26 protein-coding genes and 1 tRNA gene are annotated in these 24,609 nt (G+C 66.9%); 18 read left to right on the top strand and 9 right to left on the bottom strand.

Annotated features, from left to right (window positions below):
* The 4 genes from NX02_RS25815 to NX02_RS25800 all read right to left on the bottom strand — a co-directional run bounded on the left by NX02_RS25815 (position 1) and on the right by NX02_RS25800 (position 3,846).
* Entirely contained in the window at positions 1-804 is an 804-nt protein-coding gene (locus NX02_RS25815; protein ID WP_025295051.1) for a LytR/AlgR family response regulator transcription factor, read from the bottom strand.
* Positions 801-1,898: a sensor histidine kinase gene (locus NX02_RS25810; RefSeq protein WP_025295050.1), complete on the bottom strand. Its 1,098-nt coding sequence runs from the start codon at positions 1,896-1,898 to the stop codon at positions 801-803. Before NX02_RS25810 ends, NX02_RS25815 begins: the two co-directional genes overlap by 4 nt.
* A gap of 79 nt (positions 1,899-1,977) precedes the next feature.
* Positions 1,978-3,093, bottom strand: a complete 1,116-nt coding sequence (dnaN, locus tag NX02_RS25805; protein WP_025295049.1) for a DNA polymerase III subunit beta — start codon at positions 3,091-3,093, stop codon at positions 1,978-1,980.
* A gap of 162 nt (positions 3,094-3,255) precedes the next feature.
* Positions 3,256-3,846: an outer membrane protein gene (locus NX02_RS25800; RefSeq protein WP_025295048.1), complete on the bottom strand. Its 591-nt coding sequence runs from the start codon at positions 3,844-3,846 to the stop codon at positions 3,256-3,258.
* Positions 3,847-3,986: 140 nt separating this feature from the next.
* Between NX02_RS25800 and NX02_RS25795 the strand changes: the two genes are divergently transcribed.
* From NX02_RS25795 to NX02_RS25760, 8 genes are all read left to right on the top strand, one after another.
* On the top strand, positions 3,987-4,625 hold the full coding sequence (locus NX02_RS25795; protein WP_211258256.1) for a histidine phosphatase family protein: 639 nt from the start codon (positions 3,987-3,989) through the stop codon (positions 4,623-4,625).
* Complete coding sequence (locus NX02_RS25790; protein ID WP_245648705.1) at positions 4,622-5,122, top strand: hypothetical protein; 501 nt, start codon at positions 4,622-4,624, stop codon at positions 5,120-5,122. Before NX02_RS25795 ends, NX02_RS25790 begins: the two co-directional genes overlap by 4 nt.
* A 55-nt stretch (positions 5,123-5,177) precedes the next feature.
* Positions 5,178-6,362, top strand: coding sequence for a dual-specificity RNA methyltransferase RlmN (gene rlmN / locus NX02_RS25785; RefSeq protein ID WP_025295045.1), 1,185 nt, complete (start codon positions 5,178-5,180; stop codon positions 6,360-6,362).
* Positions 6,359-7,246, top strand: a complete 888-nt coding sequence (locus tag NX02_RS25780; protein WP_025295044.1) for a hypothetical protein — start codon at positions 6,359-6,361, stop codon at positions 7,244-7,246. The genes rlmN and NX02_RS25780 overlap by 4 nt, the downstream gene beginning before the upstream one ends.
* Positions 7,247-7,324: 78 nt before the next feature.
* On the top strand, positions 7,325-8,083 hold the full coding sequence (locus NX02_RS25775) for a sulfite exporter TauE/SafE family protein (RefSeq protein WP_025295043.1): 759 nt from the start codon (positions 7,325-7,327) through the stop codon (positions 8,081-8,083).
* A gap of 59 nt (positions 8,084-8,142) precedes the next feature.
* Positions 8,143-9,006: a cytochrome b/b6 domain-containing protein gene (locus NX02_RS25770; RefSeq protein ID WP_025295042.1), complete on the top strand. Its 864-nt coding sequence runs from the start codon at positions 8,143-8,145 to the stop codon at positions 9,004-9,006.
* Positions 9,003-9,764, top strand: a complete 762-nt coding sequence (locus tag NX02_RS25765; RefSeq protein ID WP_039996843.1) for a molybdopterin-dependent oxidoreductase — start codon at positions 9,003-9,005, stop codon at positions 9,762-9,764. The genes NX02_RS25770 and NX02_RS25765 overlap by 4 nt, the downstream gene beginning before the upstream one ends.
* A gap of 178 nt (positions 9,765-9,942) precedes the next feature.
* Positions 9,943-11,169: an SAM-dependent methyltransferase gene (locus NX02_RS25760; RefSeq protein ID WP_025295040.1), complete on the top strand. Its 1,227-nt coding sequence runs from the start codon at positions 9,943-9,945 to the stop codon at positions 11,167-11,169.
* Between the two features lie 44 nt (positions 11,170-11,213).
* Here NX02_RS25760 and NX02_RS33965 read toward each other — a convergent pair whose 3' ends face one another.
* Both NX02_RS33965 and NX02_RS25750 read right to left on the bottom strand, forming a co-directional pair.
* A complete protein-coding gene (locus NX02_RS33965) occupies positions 11,214-11,345 on the bottom strand; it encodes a hypothetical protein (protein WP_281178260.1) in 132 nt (43 codons plus the stop codon).
* A gap of 221 nt (positions 11,346-11,566) precedes the next feature.
* A tRNA-Thr gene (locus NX02_RS25750) sits at positions 11,567-11,641 on the bottom strand.
* Positions 11,642-11,745: 104 nt separating this feature from the next.
* Between NX02_RS25750 and NX02_RS33165 the strand changes: the two genes are divergently transcribed.
* The 9 genes from NX02_RS33165 to NX02_RS25710 all read left to right on the top strand — a co-directional run bounded on the left by NX02_RS33165 (position 11,746) and on the right by NX02_RS25710 (position 20,875).
* Positions 11,746-11,892: a hypothetical protein gene (locus tag NX02_RS33165; protein ID WP_169787213.1), complete on the top strand. Its 147-nt coding sequence runs from the start codon at positions 11,746-11,748 to the stop codon at positions 11,890-11,892.
* Positions 11,893-11,948: 56 nt separating this feature from the next.
* The gene (locus NX02_RS25745; RefSeq protein ID WP_025295039.1) at positions 11,949-12,887 is read left to right on the top strand and encodes a bifunctional riboflavin kinase/FAD synthetase; all 939 of its coding nucleotides are present in this window, start codon (positions 11,949-11,951) and stop codon (positions 12,885-12,887) included.
* Positions 12,888-12,939: 52 nt separating this feature from the next.
* The gene (ileS, locus tag NX02_RS25740; RefSeq protein WP_025295038.1) at positions 12,940-15,894 is read left to right on the top strand and encodes an isoleucine--tRNA ligase; all 2,955 of its coding nucleotides are present in this window, start codon (positions 12,940-12,942) and stop codon (positions 15,892-15,894) included.
* Positions 15,887-16,387 (top strand): signal peptidase II, encoded by a 501-nt coding sequence (lspA, locus tag NX02_RS25735; RefSeq protein ID WP_025295037.1) that lies wholly within the window; start codon positions 15,887-15,889, stop codon positions 16,385-16,387. The genes ileS and lspA overlap by 8 nt, the downstream gene beginning before the upstream one ends.
* Positions 16,387-16,806 carry a DUF3035 domain-containing protein gene (locus tag NX02_RS25730; protein ID WP_025295036.1) on the top strand — a complete coding sequence of 140 codons (420 nt, stop codon included), beginning with the start codon at positions 16,387-16,389 and terminating at the stop codon, positions 16,804-16,806. Before lspA ends, NX02_RS25730 begins: the two co-directional genes overlap by 1 nt.
* Positions 16,807-16,954: 148 nt before the next feature.
* Entirely contained in the window at positions 16,955-17,875 is a 921-nt protein-coding gene (locus NX02_RS25725) for an ABC transporter permease (RefSeq protein WP_025295035.1), read from the top strand.
* Positions 17,876-18,658: an ABC transporter permease gene (locus NX02_RS25720; protein ID WP_025295034.1), complete on the top strand. Its 783-nt coding sequence runs from the start codon at positions 17,876-17,878 to the stop codon at positions 18,656-18,658.
* Entirely contained in the window at positions 18,655-20,199 is a 1,545-nt protein-coding gene (gene nikE, locus NX02_RS25715; protein WP_025295033.1) for a nickel ABC transporter ATP-binding protein NikE, read from the top strand. Before NX02_RS25720 ends, nikE begins: the two co-directional genes overlap by 4 nt.
* Before the next feature lie 37 nt (positions 20,200-20,236).
* Positions 20,237-20,875 carry an FMN-binding negative transcriptional regulator gene (locus NX02_RS25710; RefSeq protein WP_025295032.1) on the top strand — a complete coding sequence of 213 codons (639 nt, stop codon included), beginning with the start codon at positions 20,237-20,239 and terminating at the stop codon, positions 20,873-20,875.
* A gap of 293 nt (positions 20,876-21,168) precedes the next feature.
* On the opposite strand, the gene NX02_RS25705 is transcribed toward NX02_RS25710, so the two are convergent.
* From NX02_RS25705 to NX02_RS25695, 3 genes are all read right to left on the bottom strand, one after another.
* Positions 21,169-21,699, bottom strand: a complete 531-nt coding sequence (locus NX02_RS25705; protein WP_025295031.1) for a VOC family protein — start codon at positions 21,697-21,699, stop codon at positions 21,169-21,171.
* A 64-nt stretch (positions 21,700-21,763) separates the two neighbouring features.
* Complete coding sequence (locus tag NX02_RS25700; protein ID WP_025295030.1) at positions 21,764-22,612, bottom strand: alpha/beta fold hydrolase; 849 nt, start codon at positions 22,610-22,612, stop codon at positions 21,764-21,766.
* 50 nt (positions 22,613-22,662) lie between these two features.
* Positions 22,663-23,487, bottom strand: coding sequence for an oxidoreductase (locus NX02_RS25695; protein ID WP_025295029.1), 825 nt, complete (start codon positions 23,485-23,487; stop codon positions 22,663-22,665).
* A 60-nt stretch (positions 23,488-23,547) separates the two neighbouring features.
* Here NX02_RS25695 and NX02_RS25690 point away from each other — a divergent pair, with 60 nt between their 5' ends.
* Positions 23,548-24,450 carry a LysR family transcriptional regulator gene (locus NX02_RS25690; protein ID WP_245648704.1) on the top strand — a complete coding sequence of 301 codons (903 nt, stop codon included), beginning with the start codon at positions 23,548-23,550 and terminating at the stop codon, positions 24,448-24,450.
* Positions 24,451-24,609 lie beyond the last annotated feature (159 nt).

Raw genomic sequence — 24,609 nt, 5'->3', positions numbered from 1 at the left:
TCAGTGGACGAAGCGCGCCACCACGTCGCGATAGCTTCGGCTCACCTTCACCTGCGCACCCGAGTCGAGCACGAGGAAGCATTCGCCGTTGGTGTGGGGCTTCACCTGCTTGACGAGGTCGAGATTGACGATCGTCGAGCGATGGACGCGCTGGAAACGGCGCGGGTCGAGGCGCTTTTCCAGATCCTTCATCGTCTCGCGCAGGATCAATGTGTTGTCGCCGGTGTAGATGCACATGTAATCGCCGGCGGCATCGATACGCTCGATCGTATCGACATCGACGCGGAAGATCTGCCCGCGATCCTTGATGTTGATGAGCTTCTCGAACCGGTTGGACGATGGCGCATCATCCCCCGAGTCCTCGAAATTCTCCGCCGCCTCGGGCGAGACCTCGGCGAGCACCTCCTTCAGGCGCGACACCTCCTCGACCCCGCGCTTTTCCGTCAGACGCTGGCGGACGCGGTCGAGCGTGTCGGCCAGCCGCTGCTCTTCCACCGGCTTCATCAAATAATCCATCGCCTGCGCCTCGAAGGCGCGAATGGCGTGATCCTGATAGGCGGTGACGAACACGAACAGCGGGGGTTCCACCTCGAGCAGCCCCTGGACGACCGAGAACCCGTCGAAGCCGGGCATCTGGATGTCGAGGAAAACCAGATCGGGCTTGTTCGTCTTGATCGAGCGGATGGCCTCGCGGCCGTTGGTACAGGTGTCTATGATCTCGACGTCGTCATGTTGTTCGAGACGGAACTGCATACCCTTGATCGCGAGCGATTCGTCGTCGACCAGGATGGTGCGGATTGTCATGCTGCCTCACGTGGCTGTTGTTCGATCTGGTGCGGTATCTCGATCACAACGCCAAACCCCCCTGCCGGGTTCGATCTTGCTTCGAAACGATGATCCGTTCCGTAGGCCTGGGCCAGCCGATCCCGAATATTGGCAAGGCCCACGCCTGTCGAATAGCTGGGCCTGACCGTGCCGTCGTTCAAGCCCGGGCCGGTATCGGATACGGTGATCTGCACCCGATCCCCGGCAAGCCGCGCGGTAATATTGATATCGGCGCCATCTTCCAGCGGCGTCACCGCATATTTGATGGCGTTTTCGACCAGCGGCTGAAGCAGCAGCGAGGGCAGCCGCGCCGCCGCCACGCGCGGGTCGATCTGAAACTCGGTGCGCAGCCGTTCCTCGAAGCGCATCTTCTCGATATCCAGATAGAGCTTCAGCGTCTCGATCTCCTGCGCCATCGTGACCTGCGCGGTCGGCTCGTTCACCAGCGTATAACGCAGGAACGACGAGAGCCGGCTGAGCATCGCATTCGCGCGCTCGGTCTGCTTGAGCAGCACCAGCGTCGAGATCGAATTGAGCGTGTTGAACAGGAAGTGTGGGTTGAGCTGATAGCGCAGCATCGCAAGCTGCGCCGACGACGCCTGGTTCTCCAGCTTGAGGAGCTGGTCAGCCTGTTCCTCGACGATCAGGTAGAAATTGATGCCGTAATAAAGTGCCGACCAGCCCGACAGCAGCAGCACGTCGAGGAAGACATAGCCGAAGATCAGCCGCAGTTCGATCGCCTCGCCCGGCCGCTGCAGCGCGTTGTACATCCACGCATCGATCGTGGTGTAGATGAGCGTCGCGACGAGGACGGTCAGGATCGATCCCGTCCAGGTGATTACCGGCTTGCGCCTGAGCAGCGCGCGGAACGCCGCCGCCATCACCAGTGTCAGCGAATAGCCGGTGGCGGTCGAGATCACCAGCGGCACGATGAAGGAAAGCGGGAAGCCGTTCGAGAAGCCCGAGATCAGGCGCAGCACCAGATAGCCGGTCCATCCGAGCGTCTGGAGGTTCCAGAAGGCGCGGTTCTTGTCCCCGAAAAAGGGCTGCGGGCTGAGGCCGATCACTGCCATCGCGGGGCTGATACAGGAACGATGCGGAGGCGTGAAGCACCCGCGCGCCGCACGCGGCGCGAAGCGGGCGCCATTGCCCTCAGACGCGCATCGGCATCAGCACGTAGAGCGCCGACGATTTGTCGTTCTCGCGGATCAGGGTCGGCGCCACCGCGTCCGCCAGGTGCACCTCGACGAGATCGCTGTCGATCTGGCCGAGAATGTCGAGCAGATAGCGGGCGTTGAAGCCGATTTCGAAGCCCGGCGAGACATATTCGCCCGGCACTTCCTCAGCTGCGGTGCCGTTCTCGGGGCTCGTGACCGAAAGCGTGATCTTGTCGCGATCCAGCGCCATCTTCACCGCGCGGGTCTTCTCGCTGGCGATGGTCGCGACACGGTCGACACCCTGCATGAAGCTCTTGGGGTCGATCTTCAGCATCTTGTCGTTGCCGGTCGGGATCACCCGCGAATAATCGGGGAAGGTGCCGTCGATCAGCTTCGAGGTGAGGATCGCGTTGCCGAGACCGAAGCGGACTTTGCTGGGCGACAGCGAGATCGCGACCGAACCGTCGACCTCGTCGAGCAGCTTGCGCAGTTCGGCAACGCATTTGCGCGGCACGATCACGTCCGGCATGCCGTCGGCGCCTTCGGGCCGCGCGACGGTGACCCGCGCGAGACGGTGGCCATCGGTCGCCGCGGCCTTCAGCACCGGCTGGCCATTGTCCTCGGACACGTGGATGAAGATGCCGTTCAGATAATAGCGCGTCTCTTCGGTGGAGATCGCGAAGCGGGTCTTGTCGATGATCTGCTTGAGCGTCTCGGCCGGCAGCTCGAAGCTGGTCGGCAGCTCGCCCTCGGCGATGACCGGGAAATCGTCCCGCGGCAAGGTCGGCAGGTTGAACTTGGAGCGGCTCGCCTGCACGTGCAGCTTGCCCTCGCCCGCCTCCAGCAGCACCTCGCTGCCTTCCGGCAGCTTGCGCGCGATATCGAACAGCGTGTGTGCGGAGACCGTCGTGGCGCCCGCCACGTCGACGATTGCCGCCACTTCCTCAACGATCTGCAGATCCAGGTCGGTCGCCATCAGGCGCAGGCCGCCGCCGGCGGACGCCTCGATCAGCACGTTCGACAGGATCGGGATCGTGTTGCGCCGCTCGACCACGCTCTGCACATGGCTGAGGCTTTTCAGCAGAGTCGCGCGTTCGATCGTCGCCTTCATCCAAATCCCCCGGAGCCCGCGCATGCGGGCGGTTCGTCGCACCGGCGCCGCCCGGGTGGGCGTTCTTGCCGGTCGCCTTCATTAGCAAGAAAAGGGGCCGGAGCAAGCGCTCCGACCCCTGTTTCGTCAGCGGACGCAACGAGCGCCCCCTGTCCGGTCCGATCAGAAGCGGACGCCGAAACCGGCGAGCACCTGATTCTTCGAAACACCGGCTTCGTAGTTCGAGTAGCGATACTCGCCCTTCACGAAGGTGTTCGGGCCGATCTTCTGCTCGACGCCGGCGCCGACGCGAACGCCGTCGAGGTTGGTGCCGTCGCCGTAATCGAGGTCGCCGTTGCCGCCATCGTCATAGTCGTAGCCGAAGCGGGCGTTGGTGTAGCCGGCCTTGGCATAGAGCAGCGTGCTCGGGGTGACGGCGGTGCCGACGCGGGCGCCGACATACAGGTCGCGCTTGGCGCCGACGCACAGGCGATCGCCCACGCGGCTCACGTCGCGCGCGCAGACATCGGCCGAGCTGTCGGTCGCTTCGAGTTCGGCGCCGACGATGGTGTTGCCCATCTGCCAGTCATAGCCGACAACCGCGCCATACACGACGCCGTCCTCATGATCGCCTTCCGCCTGGGTGCGATCCCAGCCGACGATGCCTTCCACGCGCGGCCCGGTGAAGGGCGCAGCTTCCTGCGCGAACGCAGGTGCGGAAAGACCGACAAAGGCGGGAGCGGCCAGCAGCGCCGCGGTCAGGAACTTACGCATAAAATACTCCATTCACTCAAACTTCCCCGCACAAGTCGGGGGAGCCGCCTAAGCGCATGGACCACCTGTCCGTTGCATGAACGGGAGACAACGGTTTCAAACTGTTGCATAGCAGCAACAGCGTTTCGACGGAGCGTTCGATGGGTTCTGCAGGCCGCCTTTACATTGCGCGACATGGCGAGACGGTCTTCAATTCGACGCGTCGTTTGCAGGGTGACATTCCCCATACGCCGTTGACGCGCACCGGATTCGCGCAGGCCGACGCAATGGGGGCGGCGTTGCGTGCGCGACTGGGGCCGAAGCCGGCGCTGACGCTCTGGTCCTCCCCCACCGGCCGTGCGCTCCAGACGCTGGCCGTCATCGTCGAGCATCTCGGCCTCGACTGGCACGGCGCCCGCACCGACGAACGGCTGCGCGAGATCGACGTCGGGAGCTGGACGGGGCGGGGCTATGACGAGTTACATCAGGAAGGCGGGCCGCTGCTCGATCCAGTCACCGGCCTGTTCCTGCGCCGTGCCGACGATGGCGAATGGTATGACGATATCGCCCGCCGGCTGGAGGGGTGGATCGCCGACCATGGCCAGACGCCCGGCGACAAGCTGGTCCTCATGCACGGCACGTCCAGCCGCGTGCTGCGCGGGCTGCTGACCGGTGCGCCTGCGCGTGCCGAGCATCGCGCGCCGGTGCTCGACGCGCTGCCGCAGGGCTCGATCGCGCTGATCGAGGACGGCATCGAGACCTGCATCCACCGCGGCGACGGTACCGCGCCCGCATCGTGACCGCGCGGACGGTGCGCCTGGTCGCCGTGGTGGCGGCGCTGGTCGCGGCGGCGCCCGCGTCGGGCCGCGATTCGCTGGGGGTGTTCGGCGGATGGGGCGCATTCCGGGAGACGCGTCCGCCCGGCTGCTTCGCGATCGCCGAACCCGATGGCGGCGGCCGATCGCGCGGCTGGCGGCCGTTCGCAAGCGTCGCGACCTGGCCCGGCCGCAGGATTCGCGGCCAGCTTCACATCCGCTTGAGCCGCGCCGCAGCCCCCGGCCGGCCGATCGAACTGGTCGTGGGCGGCCAGCGTTTCGCGCTCGGCGGCGGCGGTGCCGACGCCTGGGCGCGCGATGCGCAAGCCGATGCGGCGATCGTCAAGGCGATCCGCAACGCCCCGGAGATGCGCGTGACGGCGACCGGTGCGACGGGCCGGCGCTTCACCGACATCTATCCGTTGCGCGGCGCCGCCACCGCAATCGACGCGGCGACATTGGGCTGCGCCCGCCGCCTTTGAACGATCCGTCCCGCCGATGCTGGAAAAATGACGGGTTTGCGACTATGTGCGCGCGATGCAGATCCCCGGCCATATCGACCCCGTTCCCGTGCCCCGCGCCGCGATTCCCCGCGCCGATGGCCGCATCGACCTGATCGGGATGACGCGCGACCAGCTTCGCGCGGTGCTCGAATCCTATCAGCTCGATCCGAAACAGGCCAAGCTGCGCGCCAAGCAACTCTGGCACTGGATCTACAATCGCGGCGCCACCGACTTCCAGCTGATGACCGACATCGCCAAGGACATGCGCCACTGGCTGGAACAGCGCTTCGTCGTCGGCCGCCCGCAGGTGGTGGAGGCGCAGGTCTCCACAGACGGCACCCGCAAATGGCTGCTGCGCGGGGATGACGGCCAGGATTATGAGATGGTGTTCATCCCCGATGCCGATCGGGGCACGCTGTGCGTGTCCAGCCAGGTCGGCTGCACGCTCAACTGCCGCTTCTGCCACACCGGCACGATGCGGCTGGTGCGCAACCTGACCAGCGCCGAGATCGTCGGCCAGGTCATGCTGGCGCGCGATTCGCTTGGCGAATGGCCGAGCCAGCCAGAGGGCCGCATGCTCACCAACATCGTCATGATGGGCATGGGCGAGCCGCTCTATAATTTCGAGAACGTCCGCGACGCGCTGAAGCTGGTGATGGATGGCGACGGCCTCGCCCTCTCCAAGCGGCGCATCACCTTGTCGACCAGCGGCGTCGTGCCGATGATGGCGCGCGCCGGCGAGGAGATCGGCGTCAATCTCGCAGTCTCGCTGCACGCGGTGACCAAGGAGGTCCGCGACGAGATCGTGCCGCTCAACCGGAAATACGGCATCGAGGAACTGCTGCAGGCCTGCGCCGACTATCCCGGCGTCAACAATGCGCGCCGCATCACCTTCGAATATGTGATGCTGAAGGACAAGAACGACAGCGACGAGGACGCGCACGAACTCGTCCGCCTGCTGCGCCACTACAAGCTGCCGGCGAAGGTCAACCTGATCCCGTTCAACCCATGGCCGGGCGCCGATTACGACACCTCGACGCCGGAGCGGGTGAAGGCCTTCTCCAACATCGTGTTCGAGGCGGGCATCTCCGCCCCGGTCCGCACCCCGCGCGGGCGCGACATCGATGCGGCCTGCGGGCAGCTCAAGACCAATGCGGAGCGGAAGAGCCGGGCGGAACTGGACCGGCTGGCGGAAGAGAAGCAGGCGGCGCTGGGGTGAGCCGCGGGCTCGACGATGCCATCGCCGCGCTCGTCGCGGCGCAGGCCGACTTGAATGCCGGATCCGACCAGTCATGGCCGGCAGAAGCCGGACACCCGCCAGTGCGTCTGGTCGAACCGGATTATGCCGGCGCACGCATCGGTGTTTCGGACATGGGTGGCGGGCTGGCGGTAAGCTTTCGCGGCGACCCGCACGAAAGCTGGCCGATCCTGCAGGATGTGCTGAGCCGGCAAAGTGTGGCCGACCATATCCTCCTTCTCGACCTCAGCGGCCCGGACATCGGCGCGAACGGCCTGAAGGCGTGGGACTTCGCGAGCCTGATCGCCGCCGCGCCGGGCTTTCCGCGGCTCGTCGATTTCCGCATCGGACTGACCGACCCCGGCGACCATAATCAGAGCATGATCGCCGACGATCAGTTGCCTCCTCTTCTCGCCTTGATGCCGGCGCTGCGCCAAATGGAGTTGCCGCAGGCGCCCGAACCGGATTTCTTCCGGCTGCCCCTGCCCGATCTTCGTGCAATCCGTACCGGGGGCGATCACCGCACCCGCGGTTTCATCCACCACCTCGCCGATGCGACGCTGCCATCCCTGCGGTTTGTCGATTTCACGGATTCGCTCGCGCCGTTCATGATGGACGAGCAACAGCCCGCGGAATGGTCTTCGACGCCGTTCGCCGATTATGAGCGTCTGTTCGCGGCGCCCATCACCCGCCAGTTGTCGGGGATGCGCCTGCGCAACGCGCACCTGACCGAAGCGCAGTACCGGGCTCTGCACGCCGCGAGACCGCAACTGCAGTTCAGCGTCACGCTGGAAGCGCCGCATTGCTACGTCGCGCATTGGCGTGAAAACGGGTTTCCTTATCGCCATCTGCTGCCGTTCGGCTGATTCGATCCGGCGATGGCGCGGGCGACACCAACGTCCTATAGCGCCCGGCACCATGCCGCTTCGCCCGCTCAGCCGCCAATGATCGATCCGGCGGTCGCGATTTTCGCGGCGTTGGCCGGCACCGCCGGCGGCGCGATGAACGCGCTGGCGGGGGGCGGCACCTTCGCGACGATGCCGACGCTGATCGCGCTCGGCCTGCCTTCCCCCATCGCCAATGCGACGAGCAATGTCTCGCTGCAGCCGGGCGCGATTTCCGCCGCCTGGGCCTATCGCAAGGATCTGGGGCCGCTGGGCGGCGCCAGCGTCCGCACGCTCACCGCGATCACCTTCATCGGCGGCATCGTCGGCAGCCTGTTGCTGGTGGCGACGCCGGCGCGGACGTTCGACATCGTCGTGCCGTGGCTGCTGCTGCTCGCCACGCTTGCGCTGGCGTTCGGGCGCACCGCGTCGAACGCGCTGCACCATCATCTTACGATCGGCATCAAGACCTTGCTCGTCGTCCAGTGCCTGCTGGGCATCTATGGCGGCTATTTCGGTGGTGGCGTGGGGCTGATGATGGTCGCCGCCTGGGGGCTGCTCGCGCGCGCCGAGCCGCATCTGCTCGGCGCGCACCGCACCCTGATGCTGGCGGTCGCCAACGCCGCCGCAGCGATCATCTTCATCGCCGCGGGCATGGTCGCCTGGGGGCTCGCGGCGCCGATGCTGGTCGGCTCGGTGGTCGGCGGCTATGTCGGCGCGCGGCTGGCGCGGGTGCTGCCGGCACCGGTGATCCGCTACGTCACGTTGGGGGTGACGGCGGCGATGACGATCATCTTCTTCTGGCGCGCCTACGCCTGAAACGCTTTACGCTGTAACCTTAGCCGGTGAGACTGCGTATATCGGGGGAAGGACGCCCTATGATCACCATCGCCGCCGATACCGAAGCACCCGTTGCCGCGCCACCGCCCGCCCCTGCGGTTCCGGTCAAGGCCTACCGCCATCGCCTCGCGACGCGGCTGTGGCACTGGCTGAACGCGGTCACGATCATCGTGATGCTGATGAGCGGGCTGATGATCTTCAACGCGCATCCGCGGCTCTACTGGGGCGACTATGGCGCCAATTTCGACCATGCCTGGCTGCAGATCGGCGCGGTCGGCGAACGCGGCATGTTGCGCATCGGCGAGACGATGATCGACACCACCGGCTGGCTCGGCCGGTGGACCGGCCCCGACGGCACCCCCGTCAACCGCGCCTTCCCGCACTGGGCGACGATCCCCAGCCATTACAGCCTGGCCGATGCCCGCCACTGGCATCTGTTCTTTGCGCTGGTGCTCGGCTTCGGCCTGCTCGCCTACATGATCGCGAGTCTCGTCAACCGCCACTTCCAGCGCGACATCGCGCTCAGCCGCGCCGAGGTGGCGCCGCGCCACCTGTGGCAGGACATCAAGGATCACGCCCGGCTGCGCTTCCCGAAGGGAGAGGCGGCGTTGCGCTACAACCCGATCCAGAAGATCGCCTACAGCCTCGTCATCTTCGGGCTGATCCCGCTGCTGATTCTCACCGGCCTCACCATGTCGCCTGCCATGAACGCGGCGTGGGGCTGGCTGGTCGATCTGTTCGGCGGGCGGCAATCGGCGCGGTCGCTGCACTTCATCGCCGCGACGCTGATCGCCGCGTTCATCGTCGTCCACCTCGTGCTGGTGCTGCTGGCCGGACCGATCAACGAGGTGCGATCGATGATCACCGGCTGGTTCCGCGTGCCGCAGGAGAAAGGCCGATGAGCAGCATCGTCACCCGCCGGACATTGATGACCGGCCTCGTTGCCGGCGCCGGCGGACTCGTCATCGGCTGCGACGCGTTCAACGAGAGCCCGACCTTCCAGTCGGTGCTGCAATCCGGCGAGCGCGCCAATCAGGGGCTGCAGCGGCTGATCTCCAACCGCGGCGCGCTGGCGAAAGAGTTCAGCGCCGACCAGCGTTCCCCGATCTTCCGCTCCAACGGCAACCGCATGCCGGCCTCGCCGGCGTATCAGGCGCTAATGGCCGGCAATTTCGCCGACTGGCGGCTGCAGGTGACGGGCTTGGTCGCCAGGCCGCTCAGCCTGTCGCTGGCGCAGCTCCGCTCGATGCCGACGCGCCACCAGATCACGCGGCACGACTGCGTCGAGGGCTGGAGCGCGATCGCGAAGTGGAGCGGCGTGCCATTGAAGCTGCTGCTCGACCTTGCCGGGCTGCGCGACGGCGCACGCTACATCGTTTTCCGCTGCGCGGACGAATCGCGGGGCACCGCCTATTATGAATCGATCGACCTGATCGACGCGTTCCATCCGCAGACGATCCTCGCCTGGGCGCTCAACGACCGTGCGCTGCCGGTTCCCAACGGCGCACCGCTGCGGCTGCGCGTCGAGCGGATGCTGGGCTACAAGCACGCCAAATATCTGATGGCGGTGGAAGCGGTCGCGAGCCTCGACGGGATCGGCGGCGGCAAGGGCGGCTATTGGGAAGATGTCTCCCGATATGAATGGTATGCCGGCATCTGATACCGGAATGCGATGCGTTCGACGCGTCGCATTCCGGTTTAGCCCGCGTGGCACCTGAGCGCCCTCTCCCGATCGGTCGCAGACCGAGCGGCCCGGTGTGGGCGCATGCGACGATTGCATCGGGTCTGAACGAAAAAGAAGGTTCCGGAGCGGTAACGGCTTGTTCTAGAAGCCTCCCATGGCGCTCATCGACACATTCCTCCAGCGCATCGTCAAGCAGGGCACGCTGACGATGACGCATCATGACGGCCGCACGGTGCATTATGGCACCCCCGCCGAAGGTTTTCCTCATGTGGCGATCCGCTTCGCCGACGCGGGGGCGGCGAACTATGTCGTCAGCCACCCCCGGCTCGGTGCCGCCGAAGCCTTCATGGACGGCCGGCTGCTGATCGAGGACGGCGACATCCTCGACCTGATCAGCCTGATCCGCGCCAACGGCCCGTGGGAGAAGGGCGGCAATCTCGAGATCAAGAACCCGCTGCGCCGCGCCGCCTCCAGCGCCGCCGAGCGTGTCTCGCGGTTCAACTGGGCGGCGCAATCTAAGCGCAACGTGGCGCATCATTACGACCTTTCGGACGATCTCTACGCGCTCTTCCTCGACGCCGACCGCCAGTACAGCTGCGCCTATTTCACCCATCCGGACAACAGCCTGGAACAGGCGCAGGCCGACAAGAAGGCGCATATCGCCGCCAAGCTCCACCTGAAGCCCGGCCAGCGCGTTCTCGACATCGGCTGCGGCTGGGGCGGCATGGCGCTGTATCTCAACCGCGCCGCCGACGTCGACGTGCTGGGCATCACCTTGTCCGAGGAACAGCTCAAGGTCGCCCGCGCCCGTGCCGAGGCCGCCGGCGTGTCGGATCGGGTGAAGTTCGAGCTGATCGACTATCGCGACGTCCAGGGCCGCTTCGACCGCATCGTCTCGGTCGGCATGTTCGAGCATGTCGGCCCGCCGCACTATCGCGACTATTTCCGCAAATGCCACGACCTGCTGACCGAAGACGGCGTGTTGCTGATGCATACGATCGGCCGCTTCGGAACGCCCGGCACCACCGACGCCTTCACCCGCAAATATATCTTCCCGGGCGGCTATATCCCGGCGGTGAGCGAGGTCGTCGCGGCGAGCGAGCAATGCAGGCTGCTGCTGAGCGACATGGAAACGCTGCGGCTGCATTACGCGATGACGATCCGCCACTGGTACCAGCGCACCGTCGCCAATCGCGAGAAGATCGAGGCGCTCTACGACGCACGCTTCTTCCGCATGTGGACCTTCTATCTGGCGGGCGCCATCGCCGCGTTCGAAAGCGGCGGCATGGGCAACCACCAGTACCAGTTCGTCCGCAACCGCCGCGCGCTGCCGATCACCCGGGATTATATCGGGGCGACGGAAACGCTGCTGGCGCGGTGACGGGAATGCCCCTTCCCCCCGAAGGGACGGAGGGAGAAGGTCGATCACGCGGCCGCGATCCGCTTGGCGTCGAACCGATCGGCGCGCCGGATCCGGCCGAACGTCTTCCACGGCAGCGCCCGCACGCCGGGCCTGCGGCGATTCGCGCCGCGCCACGCCCGGTCGAGCCCGATCATGCCGCCGGCGTGAACGACGCGATGGTTGCGGCGGGAGGATCGATGAAGGTGCGAACCGCAGGCGGCAGGCCGCGCCTGGTGGTGAAGACGATGCGGACGATGCCCCTCTGCCCGCCCCAGCCGGCGAAGATCCTTACCAGCCACCCGCTTGCCGGATCGTCGCGGCTAACGCCGTTTTTGCCCCCCTGGGGGGTATTTCGTTTCACGGTGCGGAGAAGAAATGGTGCTGCCGGTGAGGATTGAACTCACGACCTCAGCCTTACCAAGGATGCGCTCTACCACTGAGCTACGGCAGCACTGTCGGGCATTGGCCGCGACAGAGGCGGGCCCTATGGCGAATGCTGCGACGCAGGTCAAGGCGGCTTGCGACGGGAATGTCGCTGAGGCTAATCGAACCCCCATGACGAAGGCGGAAGAAGAGCGGCAGGCAAGGCTTGCGCAGGCGCTCAGAGACAATCTGCGGCGGCGCAAGGCGCAGGCGCGCGGTGACGATTCGCCGGCGCGGCAGCCGGGCGATGGCGAATCATCGTTCGATCGCCGCGATTGACCGATCCGAATCGGCAGCGATTGGCAAGCGTGGAACCGCTCTCTATAGCGCGGCGCATGGAGCGGCTGGACGGCGGCTCGGCGGTCCCGGCGCGACTTCGCGGCGGCATCGTCGCGCTCGGAAACTTTGACGGATTCCATGCCGGCCACCAGTCCGTGGTCGGCCGCGCGGTCGCGCGTGGTCGCGCCGAGGGGCGGCCGGTGCTGGTCGCCACCTTCGATCCGCACCCGGTGCGCTATTTCCAGCCCGACGCGAGACCCTTCCGGCTGACGACGCTCGCCCAGCGCGAGCGGCTCTTCGCCGAAGCCGGCGCGGACGCGATGCTGGTGTTCCGATTCGATGCCGCGCTGGCAAGCCTGACCGCCGAGGAGTTCGTCTCCCAGCGCCTCGCCGAACTGGCGGGCGCCTCGGGCGTCGTGACCGGCGAGGATTTCACCTTCGGCCGCGGCAAGAGCGGCACCGTGGCGGTGCTCGCCGACCTCGCCGCCGCCCACGGCATCACCGCCGAGGCGGTGCCGGCGGTGACGCTGGATGGCGAAGTCGTCTCCTCCAGCCGGATTCGCGACGCGCTGAAGGATGGCGACTGCGTGACCGCGGCGCGGCTGCTGACCCGCCCCTTCTCGATCGAGGGGCGCGTGCTGCATGGCGACAAGCTCGGCCGCACGATCGGCTTCCCCACCGCCAACCTCGCGCTCAACAATTATCTGCGCCCGCGCTACGGCATCTATGCGATTCGCGGTCGCCTGCCCGACGGGCGGATGTTCGACGGCGCCGCGAACATGGGCATCCGCCCCACCTTCAATCCGCCCAAGGAACTGCTCGAACCCCATTTCTTCGGCTTCTCGGGCGATCTCTACGACCAGATGATCGAGGTGGAGTTCCACCATTTCATCCGCCCCGAGGCCAAATACGACACGATCGACGCGATGACCGCGCAGATCGCGCGCGATTGCGACGAGGCCCGCCGCCTGCTCGCCCAGCCTCTGGAAGTCTGATTCCGCGGAAATATTGCCGCCGCGCCTTCCAGCCTCTAAGGCCCATCGCCTTATGACCGACGCTCCCGACTATCGCGACACCGTGTTCCTCCCCAAGACCGACTTTCCGATGAAAGCGGGCCTCGCGGGGAAGGAGCCGCAGATTCTCGATCGCTGGGCGCGGATCGGGATTTACGACCGGCTGCGCGAGACGCGCGCCGGCCGCACCCGCTTCATCCTCCACGATGGCCCGCCCTACGCCAATGGCGACATTCATATGGGCCATGCGATGAACAAGGTGCTGAAGGACATCATCGTCCGCAGCCAGAGCCTGCTCGGCAAGGACGCGCCCTATGTGCCCGGCTGGGACTGCCACGGCCTTCCGATCGAATGGAAGATCGAGGAGGAATATCGCAAGAAGAAGCTGAACAAGGACGAGGTTCCCCCGGCCGAGTTCCGCGCCCAGTGCCGCGCCTATGCCGAGCGCTGGGTGGCGATCCAGCGCGACCAGTTCAAGCGGTTGGGGGTGATGGGCGACTGGGAAGACCCGTACCTGACGATGAAGTTCGAGGCCGAGGCCGCGATCGTCAACGAACTGCTGAAGTTTGCGGGGAGCGGCCAGCTCTATCGCGGCGCCAAGCCGGTGATGTGGTCCCCGGTGGAGAAGACCGCGCTCGCCGAGGCCGAGGTCGAGTATGAGGATATCGTCTCGACGCAGATCGACGTCGCGTTCGAGATCGTCGAGGCGCCGAACGCGCCCGAACTGGTCGGCGCGCATGCGGTGATCTGGACGACGACGCCGTGGACGATCCCGGTCAACCAGGCTTTGGCCTATGGGGAGTCGATCGACTATGTCCTGATTAGGTTCAACGATTTTCTGGATGGAGGCTTCGATTGGCCTGACCATCCCGCGTTGAATCGACTTCGTGATCAAAAATGGCTCTTGGCTCCGCAGTTGGCCGAGGCCTTCGCGGATCGCGTTTCTCGCGCCGTTCGCGCGGAACTCGCGGCAGACGGCATAGACCTGCCGGGTAAGTTAGTTCCGACCGAGATGGACCAGATCAGGTCAGAGAAGCTCGCCGGTGCCTACGCGCGTCACCCGATGCATGAGAAAGGCGGCTTCTTCTCCAAGCGCCTCCGCCCCTTCCTCGCTGGCGACTTCGTCACCACCGATGCCGGTACCGGCCTCGTCCACATGGCGCCCGACCATGGCGAGGACGATTTCCTGCTGTGCAAGGCGAATGGCCTCGACCCGGTGTTCGCGGTCACCGCCGACGGCATGTATCGCGAGGACTGGGCGTGGCTCGGCGGCCAGGGTTCGGTGATCAACAAGAAGTTCGTCGCCAGTAACGGCCCGATCTGCACCGGCCTGCGCGAAGCCGGCGCGCTCCTCGCCGCCTCCGACGACTTCCTGCACAGCTATCCGCACAGCTGGCGCTCGAAGGCGAAGATCATCTTCCGCTGCACGCCGCAATGGTTCATCCCGATGGACCGAAGCGCGAACAGCGGCCTGCCGGGGGCAGGCCGCAGCGCGGAGGTCGGCGCGCAGAGCGCGCCGTGGGCGGAATCCGAGACAAGCTCTGCCCCCGCTGCTTCTTCCAACGGCGCCACCCTCCGCGAAACCGCGCTCGACGCGATCGAGCGCACCCGCTGGGTCCCCGAGAAAGCCCGCAACCGCATCCACGCGATGGTCGAGGGCCGCCCCGACTGGGTGATCAGCCGCCAGCGCGCGTGGGGCGTGCCGATCGCGCTCTACGTCCACCGCCAGTCCGGCGACTATCTGCGCGATCCCGCGGTCAACGCCCGCATCGTCGCCGCCTTCCAGGACGGCGGCGCCGACGCCTGGTTCGCCGCCGACCATCAGGCGATCCTCGGGCCCGACCATGCGCTCGCCGACTATGAGGTGGTCAACGACATCCTCGACGTCTGGTTCGACAGCGGCTCGACCCACGCCTTCGTGATCGAGGCGCGCTATGGCGAGGGCGTCCGCGCCGATCTCTATCTGGAGGGTTCGGACCAGCATCGCGGCTGGTTCCAGTCCTCGCTGCTGGAGAGCAGCGGCACCCGCGGCCGCGCGCCCTATGACGCGGTGCTGACGCACGGCTTCGCGCTCGACGGCAATGGCCGCAAGATGTCCAAGAGCATCAAGAATGTCGTCGATCCGCTCGACATCATTCGCGAAAGCGGTGCCGACATCCTGCGGCTGTGGGTCGCCTCGGTCGATTATTTCGAGGACGTCCGCATCGGCAAGGAGATCCTCGCGGGCACGTCGGACGCGTATCGCAAGCTGCGCAACACCTTCCGCTACATGCTCGGCGCGCTCGAAGGCTTCGATGACGCTGAACGGGTCCCAGTGACGGAAATGCCCGAGCTGGAGCGCTACATGCTCCATCTTCTGGCCGGGCTGGATGCGGAACTGCGCGCAGCGACCGACGCGTTCGAGTTCAACCGCTACGCGCGCGCGCTGACCGACTTCGCCAACAACGACCTTTCGGCCTTCTTCTTCGATATCCGCAAGGACAGCCTCTATTGCGATGCGCCGGGCTCGGCCAAGCGCCGCGCCTATCGCACCGTGCTCGACACGCTGTTCCACGCGCTCGTCCGCTATGCCGCGCCGATCCTCTGCTTCACCGCCGAGGAAGTGTGGCAGAGCCGCTTCCCGAGCGAGGATGGCTCGGTCCATTTCCTCGAATGGCCCGAGGTCGACGCCGGCTGGCGCGACGAGGCGCTGGCGACGAAGTGGCAAGGTGTGCGCGGGTTGCGCGAGCAGGTGACCGAGGCGATCGAGCCGTTCCGGCGCGAGAAGACCATCCGGTCGAGCCTCGAAGCCGCGGTGACGGTGCCCGAAATGCCGCTCGACCATGTCCTGCTCGAAGAGGTGTTCATCAGCTCGACCGTGACTGCGGGCGACGCGCTCGCCGTATCGCGCACGGGGCATGAGAAATGCGGCCGCTGCTGGCGTCATCTGCCCGAGGTGAAGGAAGACGGCGCGCTGTGCGACCGCTGCGCCGAGGTGGTCGATGCGTAACGCGATGCGTCAATTCGGCCTTTCGATCGCGGCGCTGGTGCTGCTGATCGACCAGTTCGTCAAATGGCTCGTCACCCACCCGCTCAAGCTGGAGCAGATGGGATCGATCGAACTGCTGCCCTTCTTCAGCCTGACGTGGGTGGAGAATTACGGTGTCTCGATGGGCTTCCTGCGCGCCGACAGCGAGGTTTCGCGCTGGGCGCTGGTGGCGCTGACCGCGGCGATCAGCATCGGCGTGACGGTGTGGATGTGGCGGGAGCGCAACCGTTCCGACGTGACCGCGCTCGGTCTCGTGCTCGGCGGCGCGCTCGGCAATATCATCGATCGCATGCGGCTGGGCCATGTCGTGGATTTCGCCGACCTCCACATCGGCGGGTGGCGTCCCTTTTTGGTCTTCAATGTCGCCGATGCGGCGATTACGATAGGCGTGTTGATCCTGTTGCTCCGGGCGCTGCTGCTGCGTGATAAACAGGCCCCGGCGGAGAAAATTTGATGCGTAAGGTGGTTATTTCGGCAGGTGCGACGCTGATCGCGCTGGCGCTCTCGGCATGCGGCAGCGGCGGCGGCGGGCTCAACCGCGCCCGGCCGGACGAGTTCGCGGTGCAGCGGCAGGCGCCGCTGGTGATCCCGCCCGATTTCGCGCTGACCCCGCCCAAGCCCGGCGCCCCGCGCCCGCAGGAAGCGGATTCGAGCACCCAGGCGCTGGAGGCCATGTTCGGTGGTGCGGCGCAACGCAGCGCTTCGGAGGCCGCCGCGATCAACCAGGCCGGCGGCGCCCGCGCCGAGCCCGGCATCCGTTCGGAAGCCGGCGATCCCGCGACGACCACGGTCAACAAGGGCTCGACCACCCGCGACATCATCGCCGCGCCTGAAGGCGACGGCGAGGACGCACGCGTTTCCACGCCGCAATGACCTTAACCCTCTCCCCTCCGGGGAGAGGGACGCCGCGCACAGCGCGGCAGGGAACAGCGCGGCAGGGAGAGGCGCAGTGAGCGCCATGCGCATCTCTTTTTACCCCCCTCTCCCCGCCCTGTTCCCATGAGGGAGAGGGCGTAAAGCGGTGCTCGACCTCCTCATCCGCCGCCTGCTGACCGCGATTCCGACCTTGCTCGGCGTCGTCATTCTCTCCTTCGTCCTCATGCGCCTCGCCCCCGGCGGGCCGTTCGATGGCGAACGCCCGCTCGATGCCGCCACCCGCGCCGCGCTCGACGCCGCCTATGGGCTGGACAAGCCGCTCCCCGAACAGATCCTGCTCTATCTCGGCCGGTTGGCACATGGCGATTTCGGCCCCTCGCTGGTCTATCGCGACTTCGCCGTCACCGATCTGGTCGCCCAAGGCCTGCCCGTCTCGCTGACGCTCGGCGCGCTGGCGCTGATCCTCGCGCTCGCGCTCGGCATGGCCGCCGGGATCGGCGCCGCGACGGATCCGCACGGCTGGCGCGACCGGGTGCTGATGCTGGGATCGACCATCCTCACCGCGCTGCCCAGCTTCGTCGTCGCGCCGATCCTCGTGCTGCTGCTCGCATTGTGGGCCGGCTGGCTCCCCGCCTCGGGCTGGGGCGAGGGGCGCCCGACCAACCTGATCCTGCCGGTGATCGCGCTGGCGCTGCCGGTGGCGGGCGCGATCGCCAAGCTGACCCGTGCCGGCCTCGCCGGGGTGCTGACCAGGGACCATATCCTCGCCGCCCGCGCGCGCGGCCTGCCCCCTGCGCGGCTGCTGATCCGCCACGCGCTGCGCCCGGCGCTGATGCCGGTGGCAAGCTATCTCGGCCCCGCGGCGGCGGGGCTGCTGACCGGCGCGGTGGTGATCGAGACGGTGTTCGCGCTGCCGGGGCTCGGCCGCTACTTCGTGCAGGGCGCGCTCAACCGCGACTATCCGCTCGTGCTGGGTGTGGTGCTGCTCTACGCGGGGCTGATCGTCCTCTTCAACCTCGTCGCCGACCTGCTCTACGGCTGGCTCGATCCGCGGGTGCGCGGCTAGATGCGCTGGCCGGTCGCGATCCTGCTGCTGATCGTCGCCACCGCGCTGCTGCTGCCGCCGCTCTTGCCATGGAGCCATGACGCGATCGACTGGGATGCGATCCGCGTGCCGCCGTTCAGCCCCGGCCATCTGCTCGGTACCGACAGCGTCGGCCGCGATCTGCTCGCCCGCACCCTGGTCGGCACGCGCATCACCCTGGCGGTCGCCGCCGCCGCCGCGCTGGTCGCGCTGGTCATCGGTGTCGCCTGGGGTGCCACCGCGGGCTGGGTCGGCGGCCGCGTCGACGAGGCGATGATGCGGGTCGTCGACGGGCTCTACGCGCTGCCCTTCATGTTCGTCGTCATCCTGCTGATGGTGGTGTTCGGCCGCTCGATCCTGCTCGTCTTCCTCGGCATCGGCGTGGTCGAGTGGCTGACGATGGCGCGCGTCGTGCGCGGGCAGGTGCTGGCGCTGAAGCACCGGCCGTTCGTGACCGCGGCGGAGGCGGCGGGCGCGCGAGCCCCCGGCATCGTCATGCGCCACATCATCCCCAACATCGCCGGCGTCGCCATCGCCTATCTCCTGCTCACCGTGCCGCAGGTGGTGATGGTGGAAAGCTTCCTCTCCTTCCTCGGCCTCGGCGTGCAGGAGCCTCTGACCTCGCTCGGCATCCTCGTGAAGGAGGGTGCCGACGACATGGACATCGCCCCCTTCGCGCTGGCGCTGCCCGGCGGCGTGCTGATCGCGATCCTCGTCTGCCTGACATTGGCGGGCGAGCGCGTACGCGACCGCTTCACCGCATGACCGTTTATGCGCTGGACGGGCTGGAGGTCGCCGTCGCCGGGCGAAGGCTCGTCGAGGGCGTCAGCCTCGCGATCGAGGCGGGCGAGTGCGTCGCGCTCGTCGGCGGCTCGGGATCCGGCAAGACCTTGAGCTGCCTGACCCCGTTCGGCCTTTCCGCCGGCACGCCGAGCGGGTCCGCGCGGCTGTGCGGCACCGAACTGGTCGGGCGCAGCGACGCCGAAATCCGGCCGCTGCGCGCGCGCCACGCGGGCTTCGTCTTCCAGCAGCCCGCGACCGCGCTCACCCCGCACCTCCGCGTCGCGCAGCTGCTGACCGAGGCGGCGATGCAGGCGGGCGCGCCCCGCCCCGACCGCAACGCGCTGGCGGCGATGCTCGACCGCGTCGACCTGGGCGCCCATTTGCTGCGCCGCTATCCGCACCAGCTTTCCGGCGGCCAGCGCCAGCGCGTGGCGATCGCGATGGCGGTGGCGCACGGCCCATCCCTGCTCGTCGCGGACGAGCCGACCAGCGCGCTCGACGCCGTGCTGCGGCATGAAGTGATGGCGCTGCTCGACCGGCTGCAGCGCGAACGGGGCATGGCGATGCTGCTCGTCAGCCATGATCTGGCGAGCGTGGCCGGCCATGCCGACCGCGCGGTGGTGCTGCGCGAGGGGCGGATGGTGGAAGCGGGCCCGGCCGCGCGGCTGATCGCCGCGCCCTCGGAAGACTATACCGCGCGGCTGGTCGCGGCCGTCCCGCGGCTCGACATGCCCCCGCCCGACCTGCCCGAGGTCGGTCCCTGCCTGATCGAGGCGGAGCATGTCTCGGTCTCGCACCGCGGCGAAGGCTGGCGGCCGCGCGCGGTGCCCGCGGTGATCGATGCGTCGCTGGCGATCGGCGAGGGTGAGGCGGTGGCCCTGGTCGGCGGATCGGGGTCGGGCAAATCCTCGCTCGCGCGCGCGATCGGCCGGATCGGGCCGATGGCGGGCGGCACGGTGCGCTGGCGTGGCGAGCCGCTGCCGGATCGCAAGCGCATGACGCCCGTGCATCGTCGGCTGCTCCAGCCCGTCTTCCAGGATCCGCTCGCCAGCCTCGATCCGCACTGGCGCGTGTCGGAGATCGTCGCCGAGCCGCTGAAGCATCTGCGCCCCGATCTCGGCGCATGGGGCCGTGCGGGCCGGGTGAAATCGGTGCTGGACGAGGTCGAGCTGCCGGCCGCCTTCGCCGACCGCAAGCCCGCCGAGCTTTCCGGCGGACAGGCGCAGCGCGTCGCCATCGCCCGCGCACTGGCCTGCGATCCCGAACTGCTGCTGCTCGACGAGGCGACCTCGGCGCTCGATGTGCTCGTCGCCGGCCATGTCCTCGACCTGCTCGAACGGCTGCAGCGCGAGCGCGACCTCGCTATCCTGTTCATCACCCACGACCTCGCCGTCGCGCGCCGGCTGTGCCACCGCATCGCGGTGATGGAGGCGGGCCGCATCGTCGAGCAGGGCGAAACCGAGCGCGTTGTAACCGCCCCCGAACATCCGGCGACGCAGCGGCTGGTCGCGGCGAGCGGCTGACGCGGCTATATTACGGGCGCACCGCCATGGATCGACGATGTACAGACCGCCCGCCTTTCGCGAAGACCGCTCCGATCACCTCCAGGCCGCGATCCGCGCCTATCCGCTCGCAACCCTGGTGACGCACGGCGCGCAGGGGCTCAGCGCCAATCTGCTGCCCTTCCTGCTGGCGACCGACGATGACGGCCGCATCCTGCTGCAATCGCACCTCGCCCGAGCCAATCCGCAGCTTGCCGATCTGCGGGCCGGGGCCGAGGCGCTGCTGATCTTCCGCGGGCCAGACGCCTATGTCTCCCCGGGCTGGTATCCGGCAAAACAGGAGCATGGCCGGGTCGTGCCGACCTGGAACTATGTTATGGTGCAGGCATGGGGCCGTCCGCGCGTGATCGAGGATCAGGGCTGGCTCCGCCGCCAGATCGACAACCTCACCGCGCAGCAGGAACGGGATCAACCGCAGCCCTGGTCGGTGGACGATGCGCCCGCAGCCTATATCGAGGGGCAGTTGAAGGGCATTGCCGGCGTCGAGATCGTCGTCGACCGCATCGAGGGCAAGTGGAAAGCGAGTCAGAACCACCCCGCCGCCAACCGCGCGGGCGTGATCGCGAGCTTGCAGGCCGACGACCGGGCATCGCCGATGGCCGCGCTGATGGCGCGGCTGGAGAGGGAGCGCGAATGACCGCGGTGACCACCATCCGGAGATCGGTGATGCCGGCCGCGGCATCGCCGGAGAGCGCCTCCAGCGCATCCGCATCCTGATGACGCCATACGCACCTGAAGTCGTACGAACGTCGCCGCTCGCAGCGCATAGCGGCATGAGAATGCGGTGACGAAAGGCAAGCCCACCCGGCTGGGCTGACCGCCGGCGCGGTGATGCGTCGTGACGGCCGTCGCGGCTGCGCACGCGTCAACCTTCCGACAGCGCCAGCGTCGCCGCCGCTTGGTTCGAGCGGGTCCTTTTGCGCGCCCTGCTCAATAATCGTCCTGCCACCTGCGCAGGTCCGTCTGGTCGTGATAGGCCATGCGGTCAGGCGTTGTGATGAATTCCATCGTCGTGCCCCAGGGCATGCGACAGTAGCAGACCTTGTTTCCAGGACCTTTCTCGGTCTCGTAGGGAATGGCGCGCGGCGGCGTGAGTGGGGTGCCCCCTGCCTCTGCGAAGCGCTCGACCGATGCGTCTATGTCGTCGGTGTAGAGAGCGAAGTGCGTGATGCCGAAGTCGCTCGCCCGGATTGGCTCGGCCTGCTCGGGACCGTGCATCTCGAAGAGCTCGATATCGGGTCCGGTTCCGATCTTGACCATCGCCTGCGCGCGAACGACGGTTCCGGGGAAAGCGCCGACCGCCCGCTCGAATTCGGGCCCCTGCCGCGGCGGATCGTGCGGTCCAAAGGACTGATAGATCACCTGACCGCCGAAAGCCTCCACCAGGAACGATTTTGCCGCTTCGATGTCGGGCACCGTGATGCCGATATGGTTGACGCCGCGAATGACGGGTGCGGTCATGACAGTCTTCCTTTGCCGTTTATGCGATCCATCGCCCGGCCCGCGACGGCGCGGGCGCCGAGCTTCAATGGGCCTTGATAAAATCGATCAGCGCAGCCGCGACTTCATCGGGCCGTTCGTCCGCGACATAGTGGCTGCACCGCGCGATCGAGCCGCCCGTCACATTGGTGACGAACTCCTCGAGCATCGGCACCATCTGCGCACCGAAGCGCTGATCCCCACCCAGGCCAAGCACGGGTATCTCGAGAGGCTGTTTCTTGTATTCGAGCGCGGCCGCATGGTCGGCGGCGAGGGTGCGATACCATTCCATGCCGCCACGCGTGCGGCCAGGAAGCGCCATCGCCTTGGCGTAGATCTCGATGTTCGCCGGATTGAAGCTGCTGTGATCGTGGAACCGCTCTGCCATGAAGGTCGAAACATAGTCATATTCACGGCCATGGATCAGGCGCTCGGGCAGGTCCCGGTTCAGATGGAAGCCGAAGTGCCAGAGCCTTGCGGTCGTCGCCTCCCATCCGGTCCAGCCGGGAAGCGGAACGTCGAGGACGGCGAGATGCGTAACAGCCTCCCGATAGATGGCGGCCTGCGGCAAGGCGACCATCCCGCCGATGTCGTGTCCGCACACGGCGTAGCGTTCATGCCCAAGGGCAACCATCACTTCATGCGCGTCGCGCGCCATCGTCGCCTTGTCATAGCCGCCCTGCGGACAGTCGGAAAAGCCCGCGCCGCGCAGGTCGACGGCCACCACGCTGAAACGCTCGGCGAGCAGCGGCATCACCTTGTGCCATTCCCACCATGTTTCCGGCCAGCCGTGTAGCAGAAGGATCGGCGGGCCTGAGCCTCCGGTGACAGCGTTGATCTTGATGCCATTCACCGGCACCAGCTGCTGGGTAAACCCCTTCAAGGCTGCGATCATGATCGCTTTCCAGTCGATGTTGACGTTCAAACAGGGATCGCGGCCAGCGCTCAGGGCCGGTCGAAATCGGTGGCGATCGTGATGTCGCGCCAGGCGTCGATATCGCTGCGGAAGGAAGCCAGCTTTCGTTCGGCGATCGCATGCGCGGCCGGGCCGAGCGGCAGATGAAGCGGGGCGTCATCGGCATCGACCGCCCGCAGGATCACCGCGACCGCCTTGTCGGGATCGCCCGCCTGATTGCCGTCGTTGGTTTCACGATAATGCTTGCGCGAGCTCGCAGCGTATTCCGGCATCTCGTTGGCTGCCATCGTGATCGAACGGCCAAGGAAATCGGTGCGAAACGGCCCGGGTTCGACGATCAGCACGCGAATGCCGAACGCCTCCAGCTCGCCGGCGAGCGCTTCGGATATCCCTTCCACGGCAAACTTGGCGGCGTGGTAATAGCCTCCGCCGCCACGGCCCTCGATGCCGGCACCGGACGACATGTTGACGATCGTGCCTCCCGAACGTCGCAGGACGGGTAGCGCGGCTCTGGTCGTCTCGATCAGACCGAAGACGTTCACCTCGAACATCGCCCGATATTCCTCCGGCGTGCCTTCCTCGATCGCGCCGAACAGTGCGTAGCCGGCATTGTTCACGAGCACGTCAAACCCGCCAAAGGTCTTGACCGCCTTTGCGATCGTCGCCGTGACTGCCGCCGCATCGGTCACGTCGAGTGGCAAGGCGATCATGCGGCCGCCGAAAGGCGCGGCCATTTCCTCGATCGTCCTGACATTGCGCGCCGTCGCGACGACCCGATCGCCACGCTGGGCTGCGGCGAGCGCGAGCCGCTGGCCGAAGCCGCTCGAGCAGCCTGTGATGAGCCAAGTTTTCATTCCCATGCACCTCCAGGTGATGGAGGGAATCTAGGCGTTTGGATTTGTTCTTGAACTGACATGAACGTACTCTCTGCGTTCATTTCTGTGTGGGTGGTCGCGATGGAATGGAGTGACGTCAGGATCTTTCTCGCTGTCGCGCGATCCGGCACGCTCGGCGGTGCCGCGCGGTCTCTTCAGACAAGCCATCCGACCGTCGGCAGGCGCCTTCGCGCGCTTGAGCAGGCGATCGGTCACACGCTCTTTCAGCGCACGGCGGACGGTCTTGTTCTGACCGATGAGGGCCGCGGTATCATCGCGCTGGCCGAGCAAATGGAAGAAGGCGCGCTGGCCATGGAGCGCCGACTTGCGGGGCAGGAGCAGGATCTCAAGGGCAGTCTGCGGATTTCTTCGGCGGACTGGTTCGGGGCCTATGTCCTCCCTCCTATCCTGGCGGATTTCTCGAAAGCCTACCCCAATGTCGATGTCGAGATCCTGACCGGCACACGCCAATTCAGCCTTGCCCAACGGGAGGCGGACGTCGCCTTTCGTATCGTTCCGTTCGATACTGCCGATGTCGTTCAGCGGCGGCTCTTCAGGCTCGAATATGGCGTGTACATCGCCGAGGATGCGGCTGATCCCACCTTTGGTGACGGGACCGGGTTCCGGCTGATCACCCATGACACGTCCACGGGCCATTTCCCTGACATCGCGTGGCTCACCGAGAGTTTCCCCAATGCGAGACCGGTCCTGCGATCGAACAACCGCAACGTCCAGGGGCGCATGTGCAGGCAAGGCGTCGGCATCGCCGTCCTGCCCCGCGTCGTCGGCAACCAGATACCGGGTATCCGCAGACTGGACCTGCCGACGCAGCCGCCAGCGCGAGACATTTGGATGGGATATCACCGGGACCTGCGGCGTCTCAAGCGTCTTCGCGCGTTCATCTCGACGGTATCGGACCATCTCGTGAACGCGGCTGCATGATGTGCGGCCCGGGAATGGCTCAAGGTTCCCGGAGAAGCTCCAGGATCAGTGCTGGCGCGCTCGCGCGGGCGCTGCCGCCGACTTTGCGAGGAGCGGCGCCGATCCCGAGGCCGGGGCAAGGCGGATCGCCTTCGACGACGCCCTGCGGCGCAGCTCAAT

Source organism: Sphingomonas sanxanigenens DSM 19645 = NX02 (assembly GCF_000512205.2).
Taxonomy (GTDB): domain Bacteria; phylum Pseudomonadota; class Alphaproteobacteria; order Sphingomonadales; family Sphingomonadaceae; genus Sphingomonas_D; species Sphingomonas_D sanxanigenens.
This window is presented reverse-complemented; position numbering and strand designations above follow the sequence as displayed.